The organism is Erwinia sp. PPS120, assembly GCF_047918655.1.
Taxonomy (GTDB): domain Bacteria; phylum Pseudomonadota; class Gammaproteobacteria; order Enterobacterales; family Enterobacteriaceae; genus Erwinia; species Erwinia tasmaniensis_A.
The window spans coordinates 52305-71350 of sequence record NZ_JBLREF010000008.1; the positions used below are offsets into that span (position 1 = coordinate 52305).

Consider the following 19046-nt stretch of genomic DNA (forward strand, 5'->3'; position numbering starts at 1 on the left):
CGACCTCACAGAAACATCAGATACCAGAGCAGGAAAATATTCACTATTAACAATAGCACGCCGGTCGGCACCTGAGCTTTGATCACCGCGTTGCGATCGGGTAGCTCCAGCAGCGCAGCCGGAACAATATTGAAATTCGCCGCCATCGGCGTCATCAGCGTGCCGCAGTAGCCCGAGAACATCCCTATTGCCGCCATCACCGCCGGATTGCCGTGGTGCTGTAGCACCAGAACCGGAATGCCAATACCCGCGGTAACAATCGGGAAGGCGGCAAACGCATTGCCCATCACCATGGTCAGCAACGCCATGCCGATGGCATAGCTGGCGACGGCGACAAAGCGGTTATTAACGGCCAGATAGGTTTCCGTCAGGTGCGCAATCGCGGTCCCCACGCCCGCGCTGGTAAACAGCAGCCCCAGCGTCGCCAGCAGCTGCGGCAGTATAAAGGCCCAGCCGATGGCATCCAGCAGGCGGCGCGACTCCTGAACCGACTGCGCCGGGGTATCCCGGGTCATTTTTAGTGCAATCAGCCAGCCCGTCAGGCAGCCGACCATCATGCTAAACAGCGTGACCAGAGTGGCATGATTACCCGCACCAAATACGGCGTTTTGCAGGCCGGGCAGATTATTAAATGCCACTACCCCTGCCACGGTCACTACCGGAATTGCCACCGCAGGCAGGAACAGGCGGTTGCGCAGCCGCGCGGCACTCTCATCACGCTGCTGCTGGCTGCGCTGAGGGTAGGATCCCAGTTTTACGCCACCCAGCCCGGCAATAAGCGCGGTAATCACCACCAGAACGCCGGTGAGGATATGCAGGTTACGCGCCCCCAGCAGGTTTTCCGCGCCGTCGCCGATAAAAAAGAACGCGCCGTACAGCGCCCAAAACAGTCCGTTCGTCAGACGGCGGGGATTGGCCTTATCGCGCCACGACATGCCCGCGACCACCAGCAGAATGACGCCCGCCAGCCAGAAGAGATAGTGCTGTTGAAACATTAGCGTTCTCCTTTGGCTTTCAGGGCCGTGGCGTTCAGCGTCGAGAGTTCGGCGGCCAGGGACTTATCCAGACGCCGCAGGCGCAAGGCGTGGATCAGAAAAGCGCAGAGTGCCGTAGGTAAACCCCATGCGGCAATATGCAGCGGCTCGGTCTGGATCCCCGCCGATTCCTGCATAAAATTATGCATAAAGATGATGGCGCCAAAGGCAACAAATACGTCCTCGCCAAAGAACAGCCCGACGTTATCGGTTGCCGCCGCCATTGCACGCAGCCGATAGCGCACCTCAGGCGGCAGCTCGCCATAGCGGTTTTCGGTTGCCCCCTCGGCCATTGGAGCCAGCAGCGGGCGCACCATCTGCGGATGCCCGCCCAGGCTGGTCAGCCCCATGGCGGCTGTGATTTCACGAACCAGCAGATAAACTATCAGCAGGCGCCCCGCCGTCGCCGTTTTGATTTGGGCTATCCACGCCTGCGCGCGCTCTTTTAAGCCATGCCGCTCAAGCAGTCCGATAATCGGCAGCGGCAGCAGCAGGATCAGCGCCAGATTGCGCGTAGTGAGGAAGCCGGAGCCGATCTTCTCCAGGATATCGCCGACCGGCATATGGGCCGCCAGCCCGGTGATCCAGCCGGCAATCAGCACCACCACTACCGGATTTAAGCGCAGTAAAAAACCCACAATAATCGCTGCGATACCGGCCAGCGGCCACAAATTCACTACCGTTTCCATCTCTTCTCCTGGTTTCTCTGAATATCGCCCGCGCCGTACCGGGAAACTGAAAATATTGCACCCAGCCCGCTATTTAAATTAGCGTTCGCTGGTCACAAGGATGTGCTGTTCGGCAAAGGCCTTGCGCAGCTGGCGGGCAAAGGCCAGTGCATGTGCGCCGTCCCCGTGTAAACAAACCGTTTCTGCCCGCACCCGCACCCACTCGCCGCTCAGACTTTGCACCTCACCGCGCGCGACCATACCCAGCGTCCGGGCTATCGCCATTTCGTCGCTGTCGACCAGTGCGCCAGGCTGAGCGCGCGGCACCAGTGAACCATCGGACTGATAGCCGCGATCGGCAAACACCTCTTCCCGCGTGCTCAGCCCCAGGGCCTGCGCCACGCGGATTGATTCGCTGTTCGCCAGCCCCACCAGCACCAGCCTGGGATCCACCGCTTTCACCGCACGGGCGATGGCGTCAGCCAGCGCGGGATCCTGCGCGGACTGGTTATAGAGCATTCCGTGCGGCTTAACGTGCGCCAGACTTCCCCCTTCACTCTCCGCCATCGCCTTCAGTGCGCCAATCTGGTAAACCACCTGGGCGTAAACGAGCCCGGGCGGCAGCGTCATACGCGTGCGGCCAAAATTTTCACGATCGGGGAAGCTGGGATGGGCGCCAATCGCCACGCCACTGGCCAGCGCCCAGCGCACGCTTTGCAGCATGGTCCCTGCATCCCCCGCGTGAAAACCGCAGGCGATATTGGCTGAAGAGACAAGCTGTAGCAGGGCGTGGTCGTTGCCGCATCCTTCGCCGAGATCGGCGTTTAAATCAACCTTCATGTGCTAACCCCCAGGCCATCTGATCGAGTGATCGCTGACGTTCGCGTTTTGCCTGTAGAGCCTCTTCTAACGTGCAGTGAACAAAGTGGATCGGTTCACCCAGCCGGATCTGCGCAAGGTGATAAAGATCGGCCTCGATCACGCAGCCAATACGCGGATAGCCGCCGGTGGTCTGCGCGTCGGCCATCAGCACAATGGGCTGACCGTTGGGGGGAACCTGAATGACGCCGGGCATCAGCCCGTGCGACAGCATATCCCGCGTGGCGAGGCGTTTGAGCGCCCTGCCCTGCAGGCGATATCCCATACGATTACTCTGCGGGTTAAGCTGCCAGCCGGTCCGCCAGAAGGCCGCCCGGCTCTCCGGGCTGAACTCATGGAATTCAGGGCCAGGCAAGGCGCGGATGCGGTTGCCAAACAGCAGCTGACGAACGCCAGCAGGCTTGCTAAAGCGCTGCGGCGGTTCAGCCTGCGGCAGCAGGTCGCCCTCTTCGAGTTTTCTCCCCTCGAAGCCGCCAAAGCCCGCTTTAACATCCGTGCTGCACGACCCCAGCACCGGCAATATGTCAAAGCCGCCGTCAAGCGCCAGATAGCTTCGCATACCACGCTGAGGCATTTTAAGCGTCAGCCGCTGACCCTTCCTTACCGCTGTACGCCAGCCGGTCCACACCGGCTGGCCGTCAATATCCGCACTGCATCCCGCGCCGGTAAGCGCAATCCAGCCGTCGCGCCCAAACTCTGCGCAAAACTGCCCCAGGGTTATCTCCAGCACGGCGCTCTGTCGGGGGTTGCCCACCAGCATATTGGCCGTCTCCATTGCCGGATGATCTAATACGCCCCCGACGCTAATGCCGGCGTCCCGCCAGCCTGTCCGCCCCGCATCCTGTAGCGTTGTGCTCATTCCGGCGCGAATAATCTTCAGCATATGCCCTCCTTTTGCGGGATAAATCGCACGCTGTCGCCAGGCCTGAGCCAGGTCGGCGGCCGATTTTGCGGATCGAACAGCGCCACCCCGGTATGGCCGATCAGCTGCCATCCGCCCGGCGCGGACAGGGGATAAACGCCGGTCTGACTGCCGCCAATACCCACCGAACCCGCCGGAACCGCTACGCGCGGCTCGGCGCGTCGCGGCGTATGCAGCCGGTTATCCAGCCCGGCGAGATAAGGAAAGCCCGGCTGGAAACCAATAAAGAAGACCTGATATTCCGCAGCGGCATGCGCTTCCACCACCTGCTGCGGGGTAAGGCCGCTGTGGTGCGCCACCACCTCAAGATCGGGTCCAGCCTGGCCACCATAGACCACCGGGATCTCGATCCGACGGGTTGCCAGCGACAGCGCCTCGCTCTTCTCCCACCAGGATTGCATCCATTCAATCGCATCCAGCGCCGTGCTCTGTGGGTCGCTAAGCAGTACCGTAATATTGTTCATTCCCGGTATCACCTCTGTGACTTCAGGGCGAGCGCTGAGTGTTGCCGCCAGCCCCCAAATGCGCTGCTGGCTGTCGAGTGAAACCGGCGGCTCCAGCTCAAGCACTACCGCGCGCTCGCCTAACAGGTAACAACGTGCTCGTTGCAAAATGCGCCTCCTGACCCGCGATGCGGTTTTTTTCTCATTAAGGCAAACAGTTATGCGTAAATGTGATTAAGGTGTCAACAAGGTGTGTATCTGTCGTGAGTGCGAGGAGGATGAGATAAACGGTTTTGCGCGGCGAAATGGGCTCGTAGGCGCGACGGGCGGCAAACTGAGGCTCGGGCGTACAACGGGCGGCGGCAGCGCCGCCCGGCTTCATCAGGCGGGATTGGCAATATCAATAAAGGTTACGTCCAGGCCATGTACCTTTGCGAGCCACTCCCCCAGCGCCCGGATCCCGGCACGTTCCGTTGCGTGATGCCCTGCAGCAAAGAAGTGCAGGCCCTGTTCACGCGCGCTATGGATGGTTTGTTCAGAAACTTCCCCGGTAATAAATGCATCAGCGCCAAAGGCGGCGGCATCATCAATAAATCCCTGCCCGCCGCCGCTGCACCAGGCTACCCGGCGTATAAGCGCAGGCGCATTATCGCCACAGTGAAGCGGCTCGCGGCCAAGCACCTGAGCGATGCGGGCAGCGAGCTGCTCTCCGGTCAGCGGATCCTGCAGTTCGCCCCAGGGAACCAGCGGCAGCACCTCGCCTTTAACTGTGATGTCCAGCAGCTTCGCCAGCTGTGCATTATTACCCAGTTCAGGATGCGCATCCAAAGGCAGATGCCAGCCGTAGAGATTGATATCGTTCGCCAGCAGCATTTTCAGACGGTTACGCTTCATCCCTTTAATGGCCGGGGCTTCGTTTTTCCAGAAGTAGCCGTGGTGTACCAGTACCGCATCGGCCTCCAGACGTACGGCTTCATCGAGCAGCGCCTGGCAGGCGGTCACACCGGTAATAATTTTAGCGATCGCTTCCCTGCCCTCAACCTGAAGTCCGTTGGGGGCGTAATCGCTAAAGCTGGCGGCGTTAAGTTTCTCATTAACAAGGTGTTCAAGCTCTGTATTACGCATAGTTATTCCCGATTATCCTATTTTCGCGCGGCCTCATAGGCGTCAAGGGTCTGCCTGCGCGCCTCTTTATGATCAACAATCGGGGCCGGATAATCCAGCGTGACATGATTCTTTTCCGCCCAGCTGTGCGGCTGATGGATCCACTCGTCAGGTACCTCCTTCAGGGCGGGCAGCCACGTACGGATAAATTCGCCCTGCCGGTCAAAGCGCTCCCCCTGGGTGGTGGGATTAAAAATGCGAAAATAGGGTGCGGCGTCGGTTCCCGTCGACGCGGCCCACTGCCAGCCTCCGTTATTCGAAGCCAAATCGCCATCTACCAGCTGCGACATAAAGTAGCGTTCGCCTTCCCGCCAGTCGATCAGCAGGTCTTTAACTAAAAAGCTGGCGACAATCATTCTCAGGCGATTATGCATCCAGCCCAGCTTATTCAGCTGGCACATGGCAGCGTCAACAATGGGATAACCGGTTTTCCCCTGTTGCCAGGCGGTAAAATGCGCCGGATTATTTTGCCACCTGACGCCGCGCGTCCAGGCAATAAAGGGCTGGTAGCGGCACAGTGAAGGATAAGCGACCAGCAGATGGCGGTAAAACTCACGCCAGATAAGCTCGTTCAGCCAGACAAATTCCCTGCCGCCATCAAGGGCCTGCGGATGCTCCGTCAGCAGCCGGTGCAAACACTGGCGCGGAGAAAGCACGCCGGTGGCCAGATAGACTGACAGGCGACTGGTGCCATCCACCGCCGGAATATCCCGGTTTTCGGTATAATCGGTAACCGTACGCTGGCAGAAATGCCGCAAGCGCGCAAGCGCGGCGGCCTCACCGCTGGGGAAAAGGTTTTCATCAACGCTCTCAAAAGGATAGTTAAATGGCGTGAGCACGGGCATATCCCGCAGCGGCGCACCTGCCCGTGCGGCCGGAGCGGAAACGCACTCCGGCAGGCCAGCGTGCAGACGCTTTACAAAGGTACGACTGAAGGGGGTGAACACCTTATACATATCGCGATTGCCAGTCAGCACGCTACCGGGAGGCAGCAGCAGGCTGTCATCAAACCCCTGTGAAACCACATCAATATCAGACAGTTCACGCTCCGCAGCTGCATCGCGGTCGCGTTCGTTGACCTCATACTGATAATTGTAAAACATGCGCCTGACCTGATGCTGCTGACAAAAGGATTTCAGAACGTCAATCGAGGCGGTAAAGTCATCGCATTCGACTGAGTGAAGCGGGATGCCCTTTTCTGCCAGCGACCGCTGCACGTCCTGGAGGCTGCTAAAAATAAATGCCGCCTGTCTGGGGGACATTGCGTGCGCTTTCCACTGGGCGGGTGTAGCAATAAACAGCACCAAAACCCTGGCATCAGCATTGCGGCAGGCCGCATTTAGGGCGTAGTTATCGTGAATACGCAGATCGTTACGCATCCAGAACAGATGGGTGACCATGAATCTTCCTGATAAGTTTAGCGGCCGTAACGCAGTCGAAGCGCTTCCGGATAGGGTTCAAAGTAGCGCTGCTGCGCGAGATAAGGGTCGGGGAACTCAGACATGTAATGCTTTAACAGCGTGATAGGTGCCAGCAGCGGCTGAAGCCCCTGCCGGTAATGGTCAATCAGTGAGGCCAGCTCCTGACGCTGTCTTGAACTCAGCTGTGGCCGAAAGTAACCCTGAACATGCATCAGAACGTTAGTGTGGTTGCCGCGGGTGGCCGAATGTTTCAGCAAATCCATCAGCCGCTGGCGATACTCATGGGCATACTCCTCCAGTGAACTCCAGCTTTCAATGGCCGCAACAAAGCGTCCAAGTTCACGATATTCCGCCTGAGAATGAGCCAGCAGCGACAGCTTGTAACGGCTGTGAAAAGCGATAAGTTTGCCGCGGGTCAGGCCACTTTGCCACAGCGCATTAAACTCATGCAGGGTATAGACGCGTTCGACAAAATTCTCACGCAGCGGCGCATCCTGTAGCCGCCCATCCTCTTCAACCGGCAGCCAGGGGATCTGACGCATCAGCTCACGCGTAAAGACGCCAACACCTTCTTTACGATTATTATTGCTGTCCGGCTGATAAACCCGAACGCGTTCCATGCCGCAGGTGGGCGATTTTGCACAGACGATGTAGCCGCATAAATGCTGGAGATTAGCGACTCGCTGTTCCGAATAGTGCTGCATTTTTTCCGTTACCGGCTCGCCACGGCCGTTACTGAATGCCAGCGCCGTTTTACTCTCCGCGGTATCGATCAGCCGCAGCGCCGGGCGGGGAGCAGGCAGACCGATAGCCATTTCCGGGCAGGCCGGTTCGTAGTGAATATAGGGAGCGAGTTCATCCGTAGCGAAGGTGCATCGCTTGTGTCCGCCGTCAAAACGGACTTTATCGCCCAGCAAACAGGCACTGATGCCAACAGGAATTTTCTCGCTCATAGTTGTACAACCTCTAACTTCTTGTAGAAGTTTAAGTGTAGCCCAGTTGTAACAGTAAAGGCGAGAATATTAAGAAATACTGAATGAAAGTAAAAAAACCCGCCGAAGCGGGTGAGATTAATGGAATTCGTAGCCAGCTGCCTCCGACTGGGCCAGCCAGACCGGCTGGCTGCTGGTTTTACACCAGACGCGGTGGAGATAGCTGTAAAACTTTGATCGATCATGACGAAATACCATAAACGGCAGCGCGATAAACCCAATGATAACCACCGCGATACGGCGCAGGATTATTCGATGTAAAGAGTAAGCGTGATAGAGCAGCATAAGCCCTCCCGACAGGCCAGCAAGATAAGAGAAGATTTGCCGAAAATAATACGCGTTATAGTGTAATTTTTCATCTCATCTGACCACTTTCAGCGATAAATCCTCTCTTTTATCCTCTCTGAACCGTAATAAAGTTACATTAAGGTTAATTAACTAGACTTAATTAACCTTAATGTAACTTAAATGCCTTAATCCACTATTTTCGGCAGCATGACGTGCCGCGTCTGCCTTTACGGGCATCTGTGCACCCCCGGGAATAATTTGGTAGATTGAGAGCTATAGCTAAGCCGCAGAATGTTGGCATACGAATGTATTTATTGAGCGAGACAGCGTGACCCCGATCCTGATTATTGAAGATGAAAAAGAGATCCGCCGCTTCTTACGCCTCGCGCTGGAGGGTGAAGACCTGCGCGTTTACGATGCCGATACGCTCCAGCGTGGCCTGATTGAAGCGGCCACCCGCAAACCCGACCTGGTTATTCTCGACCTTGGCTTACCTGACGGTGATGGCGGAGAGTTTATTCGTGAGTTTCGCCAGTGGAGCGCCTCCCCGATCGTGGTGCTCTCTGCCCGCAGTAATGAACAGGACAAAATCGAAGCGCTGGATGCGGGTGCTAATGATTTCCTGACTAAACCCTTTGGAGTGGGCGAGCTGATGGCAAGGGTGCGGGTCGCACTGCGCTATCGCGCAGATCCGAGTCCGTCTGCACTCAGCCCGGAAGTGAGCTTTGGCGATGTCACGGTCAATATCGCCGATCGCCGGGTTACGCGGAACCAGCAGGATTTACACCTGACGCCGACTGAGTTTCGCCTGCTGGTGAGCCTGCTCAATCACGCCGGTAAAGTGATGACGCAGCGTCAGCTGCTGAATCAGGTATGGGGTCCGAATGCCGTGGAGCACAGTCATTATCTGCGCATCTATATGGGGCATTTACGCCAGAAGCTGGAAGCCGACCCGGCCAGGCCGCGCTATCTGATCACCGAAACCGGCATAGGCTACCGTTTTATGCCCTGAACGAAAAAAAGGCGCTTTGATTAGCGCCTTTTTTGCGGTTCCACCCTGAATAATCAGGCGTTTTTTAGTACTTCACTGACAATCTCTACCGCTTCTTTTTCAATCTTCTCGCGATGCCCGGCACCGAGGAAGCTTTCACAGTAGATTTTGTACGCATCTTCCGTACCGGAAGGACGCGCAGCGAACCAGCCGTTCTCCGTCATCACTTTCAGACCACCAATTGACGCACCGTTGCCCGGCGCTGCCGTCAGGCGGGCGGTGATCGGGTCACCGGCCAGCGTATCGGCACTGACCATTTCAGGAGAAAGCTTCGACAGCGCCGCTTTTTGCGCCGACGTGGCGGGTGCCTGCAGGCGGTTGTAGCTGGGTGCGCCAAACCGCTGTGCCAGCTCATCGTAATGCTGCTGCGGGTTTTTACCGGTTACCGCGGTAATTTCTGCCGCCAGCAGGCACATGATGATGCCGTCTTTATCCGTTGACCACGGCGTACCGTCAAAGCGCAGGAAGGAGGCCCCTGCACTCTCTTCGCCGCCGAAGCCAAAGCTGCCGTCAAACAGTCCGTCGACGAACCATTTGAAGCCGACCGGCACTTCTACCAGCCTGCGGCCAATATCATTGACCACGCGGTCGATCATCGCGCTGGAGACCAGCGTTTTGCCGACGGCCACATCGCTACCCCACTGAGGACGATGCTGAAACAGGTAATTAATAGCAACGGCCAGATAGTGGTTCGGATTCATCAGCCCGGCAGGGGTCACAATGCCGTGGCGGTCATAATCAGGATCGTTAGCAAACGCCAGATCGAACTTATCCCGCAGCGCCAGCAGGCCCGCCATCGCGCTTTCAGACGAGCAGTCCATGCGGATCACGCCATCTTTATCGAGATGCATAAAGCGGAAAGTCTGATCCACTGAATCATTCACGATGGTCAGATCCAGCTTGTAGAATTCGGCAATACGCTGCCAGTAGGCGATACCGGAGCCACCCAGCGGGTCGACGCCAATCTTCAGACCCGCTTTCTGAATGGCCGGAATATCAATGATCTGTGCCAGACCCTCGATATAGGGCTGAATAAGGTCTTTTTCCTGCAGGTGGCCACTGGCCCAGGCTTCATCCAGCGCGATACGCTTCACGCCTTTCAGTCCGTCCTGGATCAGCGCATTGGCGCGGTCTTCAACCACTTTGGTGACGTTAGTATCAGCCGGGCCGCCGTTCGGTGGATTGTATTTAATACCGCCATCTTCCGGGGGGTTGTGTGACGGGGTGATCACGATACCGTCAGCCTGCGCGCCACCCGCTTTATTGTGTTCAAGGATGGCGTTAGAGATTGCAGGGGTTGGCGTATAGCCATTATCCAGCTGCACGATAACATCCACACCGTTAGCCGCCAGCACCTCCAGTACGGAAATGATTGCGGGTTCAGACAGCGCGTGGGTATCTTTACCTACGTAGCAGGGACCGGTGATGCCATTCTTTGTACGCTCTTCAGCAATCGCCTGCGCAATCGCCAGAATATGCGTTTCATTGAAGCTCTGACGCCCTGCACTGCCGCGATGGCCTGAGGTACCAAATTTCACCGCATGTTCCGCATTGCCCGGGTTGGGTTGCAGGACATAATACTGTGAAGTCAATTGTGCAACGTTAATCAAATCGCTCTGCTGGGCCGGCTGCCCGGCGCGGGGGTCATTAGCCATGGGCGCTTCTCCCTGATTATCAGGTTGTCAGTTAGAGGGTGCCGCAAACTTTGTCAATCAGCTCCGCCGGGAACTGCATCGACTGCATGATGTGTTCGATCATGCTGCGTTTACGACCTGTGTTAGTGTTGGTGATCACCCAATACGGCGTGCCCGGAATATGCTGTGGCTTGGTATGGGTGCCGTTCTGTACCAGGGTTTGTTGATTACCCGCAAAGTAGACGCGTGTACGACCAAGTAATGACTCGGTGCCGGTAGCAAATGCTTTGGGATCAAGAGTGTACAGTGTCGAAAGAATCAGCATAAAACGGTTCACCGCTTTTTTCTGTTCCGCATACTCATCGGACAACAGCAGCTCACGTACGGCACGGACGCGATCCTGGGGACGCGACTGTACTTCCGCAGGCGCAGCAGTTTTCGCCATCGCTGGCGGTGTTGCAGCGCCCTTTGGCAGCGGCTGACCGGCTGAGAATTTAAGCATACGCCGTAAAATGTCAGAGGCACTTTCACCGATATGCTGGGTGTGGCTGGCGATATAACGGTACAGCTCTTCGTCGACTTCGATAGTTTTCATCATGATCCAGTACGATTATTGCTTATAAGAGCCGCCCGGTGCCGTGTCACAGGATTTGATTACGCAGCACGGTTCACAGACCAGCTCTAACATGTGGATTATAAAGTTAAATCCTGCCAGGGTGTAGCGCCAGACCCCAATACAGGCAAAAGTCAGACTATGCCGCAAAAAGGTCGCCTGGAAGCCGTTTATCGTTTCGGCAGAAAAATGTGGATCCATGATACCCTAACCCCTCGTTTCAACTGTAAGAACTTTGCTATGAAATTGAATGTCCGCTTGCAAACCGAACAATCCGCTGTCGCGAATCTCCCCACTGTGCTGATCCACGGCCTGTTTGGCAGCCTGGATAACCTTGGCGTACTGGCCAGAGAGCTGAAGGAGACGCGCCCGGTGATCCAGCTTGACGTTCGCAATCATGGCCTTTCTCCGCGATCGGATGAGATGAGCTATCCGGCGATGGCGCAGGATGTGCTGGAGACGCTTGATGAGCTGGGGATCGCACGTTTTGACCTGGTAGGCCATTCGATGGGTGGAAAAATTGCCATGGCCCTTACGGCGGCTGCGCCAGAACGCACGGGCAAGCTGGTGGTGATTGATATTGCGCCCGTCGCCTACCCTGAGCGCCATCATGACGCCATTTTTGCCGCGCTGAACGCGGTGACAGCAGCGGGCGTCACCTCCCGTGGCGACGCCGCCGCGCTGATGCGTCGGACAATAGAGGAAGAGGGAGTGATTCAGTTTCTGCTGAAATCCTTTCATGAAGGGCGCTGGCGCTTTAACGTCAGGGCGCTGGAAGCCCACTACTCAGCGATTATCGACTGGCAGTCTCTCCCCGCCTGGCCGCATCCGGCGCTTTTTATCCGCGGCGAACGCTCAGCTTATCTTGACGACAGGTGGCGTGATGCCCTGCTGGCGCAGTTCCCCCAGGCACGTGCACATGTGATTGCCGGTGCCGGACACTGGGTGCATGCAGAGAAACCTGACGCTGTTCTGCGCGCAATTAGCCGTTTTTATGCGCGTTGAAAACAAAAGCCCCCTCAGATTGTTAAATCGTTGTCGTCTCGACTTTCACTGGGGTATGATGGCGCGCTAAAATTTTGTCGCGGGTGAAAATCCCTTTGGCAACATGGCTCAATCCATCAGAACTCCAGCCTTCAGTACCACGATTCTATGGCAAAAGAAAACACGGACCGCACCACGATCGATCTCTTTGCAGACGAACGCCGTCCGGGACGACCTAAAACTAATCCGCTGACGCGTGATGAGCAGCTGCGCATCAACAAACGCAATCAGCTTAAGCGTGATAAAGTGCGCGGGCTTAAGCGCGTCGAGCTGAAAATCAATAGCGATGCGGTTGATGCCCTTAATCACCTCGCTGACCAGCGTAATATGAGCCGCAGCGAGCTGATTGAAGAGATGGTGATGGCGCAGTTAGCCAGCCAGAACTCCTGAAGCGGTGGATATCTCGCGGTCAGGTACAGCTGAGGGCACAGCACAATGCGACAAAAGCAGGAGGATTACTCGTTTATCCCCCTGTGGCTGTCTGCTATCATTGCCGTTATCTTTTTTAAGTTAGCCATCTCATATCATTAAGTTTCAAGAGGTTATTAAACTCATGGCAATCGTAGGCATTTTCTTTGGCAGCGATACGGGCAACACCGAAAATCTTGCAAAAGTGATTCAAAAGCAGCTTGGCACTGACGTTGCTGAAGTTCACGATATCGCGAAAAGCAGCAAAGAAGATCTTGAAGCCTTTGATATTTTGCTGCTGGGTATTCCCACCTGGTACTACGGTGAAGCGCAGTGCGACTGGGACGACTTCTTTCCAACTCTGGAAGAGATCGATTTCAACGGCAAGCTGGTGGCGCTGTTTGGCTGTGGCGATCAGGAAGACTATGCCGAGTATTTCTGCGATGCTATGGGCACCATCCGCGACATCATTGAGCCTAAAGGCGCAGTGATTGTCGGTCACTGGCCAACGGCGGGTTATCACTTTGAGGCCTCAAAAGGGCTGGCGGACGATAACCATTTCCTCGGTCTGGCCATTGATGAAGACCGTCAGCCTGAGTTGACCCAGCAGCGTACCGAACAATGGGTTAAACAGATTTTTGACGAGCTGCAGCTGAAAGAAATTCTTGAAGCCTGAGTAAGTGCAGCGGCCTGATATGGGCGTTGTCTCGTATCAGGCCAGTGGTTTTACCTGTAGAAGTAATAGGAACATCTTTATAAATTTCATCTGCAAATCTGTAAAATATCGCCATCGGTCACCCCACTTATTCAGCGTTCCTCGCCCAACAAGCGATAAGAGTGCTGAGCAAAATGTTAATCCCGTTTTTATTGGGCGTTTGCTTTCCTGGACGTATCGGGTTCTCAACTTTACATCCCACAGCGGTTGCGCATCCCACTCGTGGTTTCCATTTTGAAGTATCAGTTCTATAATGAGACGCACCTAGCTTTCTGCGTCGACCGATGTTTAAGGCTTTTCAGCCACTTAGTGACTAGCAAAGTAACAGGACAATATCCGCATGACTGACAACAATACCGCATTAAAGAAGGCCGGCCTGAAAGTCACGCTTCCCCGACTGAAAATTCTGGAAGTGCTTCAGGTACCAGAGAGCCATCACGTCAGTGCGGAAGATTTATATAAACGCCTGATTGATATGGGCGAAGAGATTGGGCTGGCAACGGTCTACCGGGTACTCAACCAGTTTGATGATGCCGGGATTGTAACGCGACATAACTTCGAGGGCGGCAAGTCCGTATTCGAACTGACTCAGCAGCAGCATCATGACCACCTGATCTGTCTGGACTGCGGAAAAGTGATTGAATTCAGCGATGAGTCAATTGAGACTCGTCAGCGCGACATCGCTACCCGCCATGGTATAAAACTCAGTAACCACAGTCTTTATCTTTATGGCCACTGCACCACCGGTGACTGCCGTGAAGATGAGTCTTTGCACGACGACTAATTAATAAAAAAAACCGGTGAAATCACCGGTTTTTTTGGTTTGCATCTGCAATTCAGTTTTTTATATTACTTCCACATCTTGCACCCCAGGTATTCAGCCGTAGGTACGTTTTGCACCTTGATAGCTGCGCCATCCTTGTCAGCTGGCTCAGCGGTAGTCATTTTGTTCGAAAGCGGCCTGCCATCAACTGTGCATCTCTGATGTCCTGGCCGGCCGCATGGCTACCTGCCGTGATGTCAATAAGCGTGTTACCGACTATGTCACTGCCTGTTAAAAACCGCCGAGTCCTTTAGCAGATATGGACCTAAAATCACACCGTCGTACCTTAAAATCTCAGCGTCGTGCCTCTCAGATACGCTTTCCACCTTGATAACTGCGCCATTCCTGTCAGCTGAAACAACGGTAATCATTTTGTTCGAAAGCGCGTCATAGAGCGACTTGCCTACCGTCAACTGTGCATCTCTGGTGTCCTGGGCGGCCGCACGGCTGCCTGGCGTGGTGTCAATAATCGTGTTCTGGACTGTGCCACTACCTAATTTATAGGTTCTTACTGTAACGCCATTCACAACAGGGTCGTTTTGTGCCCAATCTTCAAAGCCGGTTTGCGGCTGCCGATACTCCAGAATCATAAAACTGCCGTCGTTACGAGGAATGCGAAGCCCTTTGATACCCTGAGTTTTATCGTTCTGCCAGACTGGCGATAGATTATATAAATCTGAGAATTTACTTATTAAAGGAACCTGAGCTTCATCGAGCCAGCCGAGCAAATACTGATAATTAACCGGGTAAAGGTGACCGCCGCCGCCGCCCATCGTATCGGTAATATCAGTGGAGTTTTTGGTCATTTCATCGCATTTATTGTCAACCTGCACAACCTTATTACTGACAGTACATTTTTGCAGTGATTTGATATGATTAAATCCAAGGTTATGACCAAACTCATGTGACCACATCCAGTACTTATGTCCCGAAGCATTAGATAAAATCCAGTTTCCAGGCATGGCGGCCAGTCCGGAATAATTACACTTCTTATTTGCAGTCAGCTCGGTGAAAACGTAATCGTACTGGTCGAGATTGATTCCTTTCTCTTTAGCTTTATTATTGATCAGTGCACGGATAGGTTGTAAATTACAATGATTTGGCTTTGGGCCCAAATTAATATTATCAAAGACCTCACCGGTCAGATTGAGTTTGTTTTCCGAAGCCAGATTAACAAACTGCCTCAGCGAGGTGAAATTTTCTTTCTGACCGAATACTGCCTGAGCGATGGTATCAGTATTGGCGGGTTTATCGCCATCGTAGTGAGTTACCAGCAGCGCAATTTTTTTCTCACCAGTGACTTTTCTAAGCTTCTCCAGCGGCAATGGTGTAACAGATAACCATGATTTTTCACTTTGCGAAGCGACTCCTTGCACGAAGACTTTGTTTTTGACACTCTGCAGTAAATGATTTTTCCGCCCTAAGTCATTGATAAATTTATTACTTATTTCATAACTACCGTCGCTATGAATTTTATTATACCATGTTCTTGATGAGCTATAACCTGATCCGGAGCAACTGTCCATGTTAACGGAGCCAGAAGGATAGGATCTTAAACAATAACGTTCTCCCCTGGCTTCATTTTTAATCATTACTCCACCATTAAAATCGACGTAATACCATTTCTGACTGGCATTACCGTTACATCCCTTTAATTCAATATCGACACTGTTACTGGCAAGATCCATACAGATATCTTGTCGGGCAGCGACCTTCAATTGTCCAGAAGGGTCATCCGCGTGAGCAGGCATTGCGCTACCAACGCCAATCAGCAGAGCGGATAACGCCAAAGGTACAGATAAGCAGTGAAACGAATTAGTTTTTTTCATTTTATATATTCAATTAGAGTTCAGATAAGTTTAAAGGATTACGTGCTTCATTCAATAAAGCTTGTGGAGGCTAACATTCGCTGAAACCCTTTACAATACTTCAGAAAAGAAAATAACCTTAAGTATCTTGCTTAAGAGTTTTCAATAAGTTCACAATAATTATACTCGTAATAAAATTCAAATAGCGAGATAAGAAATCAGCATGCGAAATCACTGTTTCTAAAATAATTTTTTCAGCCCCCTTAAGCCAGACAGCTGATAGAAAATAAAGCAATCACCACTATTTATTTTACTAAAAAGTTAAGATTTCCATCATATCCCCCCTGGTTTAGCAATAGAATCCAATTAGTACTCAATAAAAAACATTTTTTATGATGAATATAGTGAGATACTCTGTATATGGTTCAATGTTTATTAAATATAGCCTGCAAATTGCAGGCTATCACTCCTACAGTTTTTCTGTTCGGCTAAAACGTTTGCCATCCGGACTCACAGATCTGACCAATATATTTCGGTCAACGCTGGGTTTTAGCGCGTTGTTATAGCGCTGCCAGGTTTCGCCGTTATTATCACTGTACTCGATATGGATGCCTGGTAAAGCGCTATTAGCATGGAGTTTTCCATCAATAATTCGCGCGCCCGGCACGGGAAGTCGATATTTAATACCGTTCATATCTAACTTATGCAGTTCGCGCTGCCCCAGTATATTGGCAAATCGTTGCCAGTCATAACGTAGAGCCGCTTTATCGACATAGTCAGTTTCATCTCCGGCATAGGATTTGTCAGCAATGTAGTCCTGCTCCCATGATGCGCGATGCCAGGCACGTTCCGCCACAGCCAGCACTCTGGGAAAGACCATATATTCTACTTGATCGTCAGTTCGTGAAGTCTCACTCCATAGCTGGGCCGAAATTCCTGTAGCGCCTGGCCAGGTTTTTTTGCTTTGAGCTTTAAACGGTTTGCCATCGCGATCCACTGAGGTTTCCGCATTTTGCGGAAGGTTGTCTGGTGCGAAACTGAACATTTTTCGCTCGTCACTGAAGCGCGTTCCCCAATAATACCCTCTTTCAAGCGGGTTTACTTCATAGGGGAAATCCATATAAACGTAATCGGGACTGGAAATAATAATTTCGTAGCCCCTGGCAGCCCAGTCATTCGCTGAATCATAACCGCCCCAGTAGAGCGTATCCCAAAAATTGATGGCAACGTCAGAAGTTTTAAATGCACGCGCATTTTCAGCATCCTTCAATCCATCCTGCCATGCCTGCATTTTGTTAATTCCATGCGCGCTGACTAATTTACTAACCTCCATTGCAAAATAAGTTGGCAGGTGATCCAAATCCTTAACCTTATTCTCTTTAATCATTTTCTGACATTGCTGTGATTTAGCCCAGGGACGATCCTGTTTACTCATATCAAGAATCCCTTTAGATGGTTCGGGTTGTTTTTTATCGGTATAACCCGCCCCCAATCGGATATTTTTCGCTTCATCACCACCAAAATGCCACGTTTTGAGCGGCTGACCGGCTTCTTTATGCATTGCCTGAATTTCACTAATGACTTTATCGGCAAATTTCAGTGACGATAGCAGGCAGGGATTGAGATAGCTGGTACGGTCATAGAGTTGTACAGAAGTAGTGTTTGATGTATCTGTGGGATCTATAAGCCTGAACTCTTCAGCCTGCGCTTTTTGACCTGCCTTGCTCAACCGTTGATAACGTGCCTCCATCGAAATGACCGCCGCGCGTGCATGAGCTGGCATATCAATTTCAGGAATAACTTGTATGCTCCGCGCCGCGGCATATTTTACGATTTCAATATAATCCTGACGCGTAAAGTAACCACTACCATGATTATCAGATTTGGGCCCGGACCCTAATTGCGGCAGTAAACAGCGCTGCTCCCTCAGATCGTGGCACCTTTTCCCACCCACTTCGGTGAGTTCAGGCAGACCAGGGATTTCGATTCGCCACCCTTCATCATCGCTTAAATGAAAATGAAAAACGTTAATTTTCCAGGCAGAAAGTTGATCAAGCATGCGTAATATAACCGCTTTACTGTGAAAATTTCTGGCCACATCAAGAAACACGCCACGATAAGGAAAGCGAGGCGCATCTGTTACGTTAAGCGTGGCGATCTTTTTACTTTCACCAGCAGGCAGTAGCGACATGATAGATTGTAATCCATAGAAAACGCCGCTTGCATCATAGCCCACCACTTCCGCTTTATCGATGCCGATACTTAATCGATAGCCACCTGCAAGTGCCAGCTTATTTTCAAAAACCTCTTTATCAATCTTTGTACTGATTTGATAACCTGTCGGTGTTTCATTAACGCCCAGCAGGGTAAAACGGCGTTTTATTACCTCAACACTTTCTGATTCGAGTCCATTAATTAACAGATTGACGCCACGGGAGAGATCGGCATCTGCGTTAAAAACCTCAACATTTAAAGGAGTCGGTAGGATCTGCCCGCGTATTTCCCTGGAAGGTAATAAAGAAATATCATTATTTTTATCAAAACGAGTTGTCGCCGTCATTAACACATTTTTTTCGTCTGGTATTCTCTTCCACTGTTCTTCAAAGGGGGCGACAAATGAGGTAAGTTTTTCTGTGTCAGTACTGGCTATCACTTTTGGTGTAGCATTTGATGAAGTGACATACCAGCGTGGCATAACATCGGTGATATAAAGCTGCCAGTACTCGTTAACAATCGGGATAGTAACAGATTCGCCCGCAGGAAAGCCTTTAAATTTTTCAGTGGGTTCAAGCCGTGTCAGATCTCCAACAACATGCACCATACGGAACTGGTCACTTTCAACCTTAAGCGTTTGATGGACATTCGACATATAGATCGCCCAGTCCCTGCTTAATAAAGCTTTGCCAGGGTTAGTCAATGTAATCGTTGCACGATTACAAGAGGCCCAGTCTGCACCGAGCCGGGCGCAGTCTACGCCATGCCGTGCGGCCTGATTATCCGTAACTTTATACTTCACCTCAAATGCGCTTATCTGATCGACTATGCGCTGGTCGGCCTGTACGGATGTATGAGAAAATATTGTTGCCAGTAGTGCCGATAAAAGCGTTAATCTTCGCAATTCCATACACTCTCCTTGTTG

General features: G+C 52.7%; 18 protein-coding genes. 5 read left to right on the forward strand and 13 right to left on the reverse strand.

The annotated features are described in order from the left end of the window. Positions 1-5: 5 nt before the first annotated feature. The 9 genes from ACLRGG_RS05045 to ACLRGG_RS05085 form a co-directional block, all read right to left on the reverse strand. Positions 6-995 carry a DUF979 domain-containing protein gene (locus ACLRGG_RS05045; RefSeq protein ID WP_416248710.1) on the reverse strand — a complete coding sequence of 330 codons (990 nt, stop codon included), beginning with the start codon at positions 993-995 and terminating at the stop codon, positions 6-8. Then, a complete protein-coding gene (locus ACLRGG_RS05050) occupies positions 995-1723 on the reverse strand; it encodes a DUF969 domain-containing protein (RefSeq protein WP_416248711.1) in 729 nt (242 codons plus the stop codon). Before ACLRGG_RS05050 ends, ACLRGG_RS05045 begins: the two co-directional genes overlap by 1 nt. A gap of 78 nt (positions 1724-1801) precedes the next feature. Further along, positions 1802-2542: a 5-oxoprolinase subunit PxpA gene (gene pxpA, locus ACLRGG_RS05055; RefSeq protein ID WP_416248712.1), complete on the reverse strand. Its 741-nt coding sequence runs from the start codon at positions 2540-2542 to the stop codon at positions 1802-1804. Further along, a complete protein-coding gene (pxpC, locus tag ACLRGG_RS05060) occupies positions 2532-3464 on the reverse strand; it encodes a 5-oxoprolinase subunit PxpC (protein WP_416248713.1) in 933 nt (310 codons plus the stop codon). Before pxpC ends, pxpA begins: the two co-directional genes overlap by 11 nt. Next, positions 3458-4114: a 5-oxoprolinase subunit PxpB gene (gene pxpB, locus ACLRGG_RS05065; protein WP_416248714.1), complete on the reverse strand. Its 657-nt coding sequence runs from the start codon at positions 4112-4114 to the stop codon at positions 3458-3460. The genes pxpC and pxpB overlap by 7 nt, the downstream gene beginning before the upstream one ends. Before the next feature lie 213 nt (positions 4115-4327). Further along, positions 4328-5071, reverse strand: a complete 744-nt coding sequence (locus ACLRGG_RS05070) for a type 2 GTP cyclohydrolase I (protein WP_416248715.1) — start codon at positions 5069-5071, stop codon at positions 4328-4330. A gap of 17 nt (positions 5072-5088) precedes the next feature. Next, positions 5089-6510, reverse strand: coding sequence for a deoxyribodipyrimidine photo-lyase (gene phrB / locus ACLRGG_RS05075; RefSeq protein WP_416248716.1), 1422 nt, complete (start codon positions 6508-6510; stop codon positions 5089-5091). A 17-nt stretch (positions 6511-6527) separates the two neighbouring features. After that, the gene (locus tag ACLRGG_RS05080) at positions 6528-7484 is read right to left on the reverse strand and encodes a YbgA family protein (RefSeq protein ID WP_416248717.1); all 957 of its coding nucleotides are present in this window, start codon (positions 7482-7484) and stop codon (positions 6528-6530) included. Between the two features lie 117 nt (positions 7485-7601). Next, the gene (locus ACLRGG_RS05085; protein ID WP_416248718.1) at positions 7602-7808 is read right to left on the reverse strand and encodes a YbfA family protein; all 207 of its coding nucleotides are present in this window, start codon (positions 7806-7808) and stop codon (positions 7602-7604) included. A gap of 331 nt (positions 7809-8139) precedes the next feature. Here ACLRGG_RS05085 and kdpE point away from each other — a divergent pair, with 331 nt between their 5' ends. Further along, positions 8140-8823 carry a two-component system response regulator KdpE gene (kdpE, locus tag ACLRGG_RS05090; RefSeq protein ID WP_416248719.1) on the forward strand — a complete coding sequence of 228 codons (684 nt, stop codon included), beginning with the start codon at positions 8140-8142 and terminating at the stop codon, positions 8821-8823. Between the two features lie 53 nt (positions 8824-8876). Here the strand turns inward: kdpE and pgm are convergent, their stop codons facing one another. Together pgm and seqA are read right to left on the reverse strand one after the other, a co-directional pair. Continuing rightward, on the reverse strand, positions 8877-10517 hold the full coding sequence (gene pgm, locus ACLRGG_RS05095) for a phosphoglucomutase (alpha-D-glucose-1,6-bisphosphate-dependent) (RefSeq protein WP_416248720.1): 1641 nt from the start codon (positions 10515-10517) through the stop codon (positions 8877-8879). Between the two features lie 31 nt (positions 10518-10548). Then, positions 10549-11091: a replication initiation negative regulator SeqA gene (gene seqA, locus ACLRGG_RS05100; RefSeq protein ID WP_416248721.1), complete on the reverse strand. Its 543-nt coding sequence runs from the start codon at positions 11089-11091 to the stop codon at positions 10549-10551. Positions 11092-11349: 258 nt separating this feature from the next. Between seqA and ybfF the strand changes: the two genes are divergently transcribed. The 4 genes from ybfF to fur all read left to right on the forward strand — a co-directional run bounded on the left by ybfF (position 11350) and on the right by fur (position 14060). Then, the gene (gene ybfF / locus ACLRGG_RS05105) at positions 11350-12114 is read left to right on the forward strand and encodes an esterase (RefSeq protein ID WP_416248722.1); all 765 of its coding nucleotides are present in this window, start codon (positions 11350-11352) and stop codon (positions 12112-12114) included. A 147-nt stretch (positions 12115-12261) separates the two neighbouring features. Beyond that, positions 12262-12543 (forward strand): LexA regulated protein, encoded by a 282-nt coding sequence (ybfE, locus tag ACLRGG_RS05110; protein ID WP_416248723.1) that lies wholly within the window; start codon positions 12262-12264, stop codon positions 12541-12543. A 163-nt stretch (positions 12544-12706) separates the two neighbouring features. Further along, positions 12707-13237, forward strand: a complete 531-nt coding sequence (fldA, locus tag ACLRGG_RS05115) for a flavodoxin FldA (protein ID WP_416248724.1) — start codon at positions 12707-12709, stop codon at positions 13235-13237. Positions 13238-13616: 379 nt separating this feature from the next. Further along, positions 13617-14060, forward strand: coding sequence for a ferric iron uptake transcriptional regulator (fur, locus tag ACLRGG_RS05120; RefSeq protein WP_416248725.1), 444 nt, complete (start codon positions 13617-13619; stop codon positions 14058-14060). Positions 14061-14320: 260 nt separating this feature from the next. Here the strand turns inward: fur and ACLRGG_RS05125 are convergent, their stop codons facing one another. Both ACLRGG_RS05125 and ACLRGG_RS05130 read right to left on the reverse strand, forming a co-directional pair. Further along, positions 14321-15928, reverse strand: coding sequence for a ricin-type beta-trefoil lectin domain protein (locus ACLRGG_RS05125; protein ID WP_416248726.1), 1608 nt, complete (start codon positions 15926-15928; stop codon positions 14321-14323). A 448-nt stretch (positions 15929-16376) separates the two neighbouring features. Beyond that, complete coding sequence (locus ACLRGG_RS05130) at positions 16377-19031, reverse strand: beta-N-acetylhexosaminidase (protein WP_416248727.1); 2655 nt, start codon at positions 19029-19031, stop codon at positions 16377-16379. Positions 19032-19046: the final 15 nt, after the last annotated feature.

Excerpts from the sequence above, each read along its gene's own strand:
- ACLRGG_RS05045 (WP_416248710.1), bottom strand. The coding sequence starts at position 995 with ATGTTTCAACAGCACTATCTCTTCTGGCTGGCGGGCGTCATTCTGCTG.
- ACLRGG_RS05050 (WP_416248711.1), bottom strand. The coding sequence starts at position 1,723 with ATGGAAACGGTAGTGAATTTGTGGCCGCTGGCCGGTATCGCAGCGATT.
- pxpA (WP_416248712.1), bottom strand. The coding sequence starts at position 2,542 with ATGAAGGTTGATTTAAACGCCGATCTCGGCGAAGGATGCGGCAACGAC.
- pxpC (WP_416248713.1), bottom strand. The coding sequence starts at position 3,464 with ATGCTGAAGATTATTCGCGCCGGAATGAGCACAACGCTACAGGATGCG.
- ACLRGG_RS05070 (WP_416248715.1), bottom strand. The coding sequence starts at position 5,071 with ATGCGTAATACAGAGCTTGAACACCTTGTTAATGAGAAACTTAACGCC.
- phrB (WP_416248716.1), bottom strand. The coding sequence starts at position 6,510 with ATGGTCACCCATCTGTTCTGGATGCGTAACGATCTGCGTATTCACGAT.
- ACLRGG_RS05080 (WP_416248717.1), bottom strand. The coding sequence starts at position 7,484 with ATGAGCGAGAAAATTCCTGTTGGCATCAGTGCCTGTTTGCTGGGCGAT.
- ACLRGG_RS05085 (WP_416248718.1), bottom strand. The coding sequence starts at position 7,808 with ATGCTGCTCTATCACGCTTACTCTTTACATCGAATAATCCTGCGCCGT.
- pgm (WP_416248720.1), bottom strand. The coding sequence starts at position 10,517 with ATGGCTAATGACCCCCGCGCCGGGCAGCCGGCCCAGCAGAGCGATTTG.
- seqA (WP_416248721.1), bottom strand. The coding sequence starts at position 11,091 with ATGAAAACTATCGAAGTCGACGAAGAGCTGTACCGTTATATCGCCAGC.
- ybfF (WP_416248722.1), top strand. The coding sequence starts at position 11,350 with ATGAAATTGAATGTCCGCTTGCAAACCGAACAATCCGCTGTCGCGAAT.
- ybfE (WP_416248723.1), top strand. The coding sequence starts at position 12,262 with ATGGCAAAAGAAAACACGGACCGCACCACGATCGATCTCTTTGCAGAC.
- fldA (WP_416248724.1), top strand. The coding sequence starts at position 12,707 with ATGGCAATCGTAGGCATTTTCTTTGGCAGCGATACGGGCAACACCGAA.
- fur (WP_416248725.1), top strand. The coding sequence starts at position 13,617 with ATGACTGACAACAATACCGCATTAAAGAAGGCCGGCCTGAAAGTCACG.
- ACLRGG_RS05125 (WP_416248726.1), bottom strand. The coding sequence starts at position 15,928 with ATGAAAAAAACTAATTCGTTTCACTGCTTATCTGTACCTTTGGCGTTA.
- ACLRGG_RS05130 (WP_416248727.1), bottom strand. The coding sequence starts at position 19,031 with ATGGAATTGCGAAGATTAACGCTTTTATCGGCACTACTGGCAACAATA.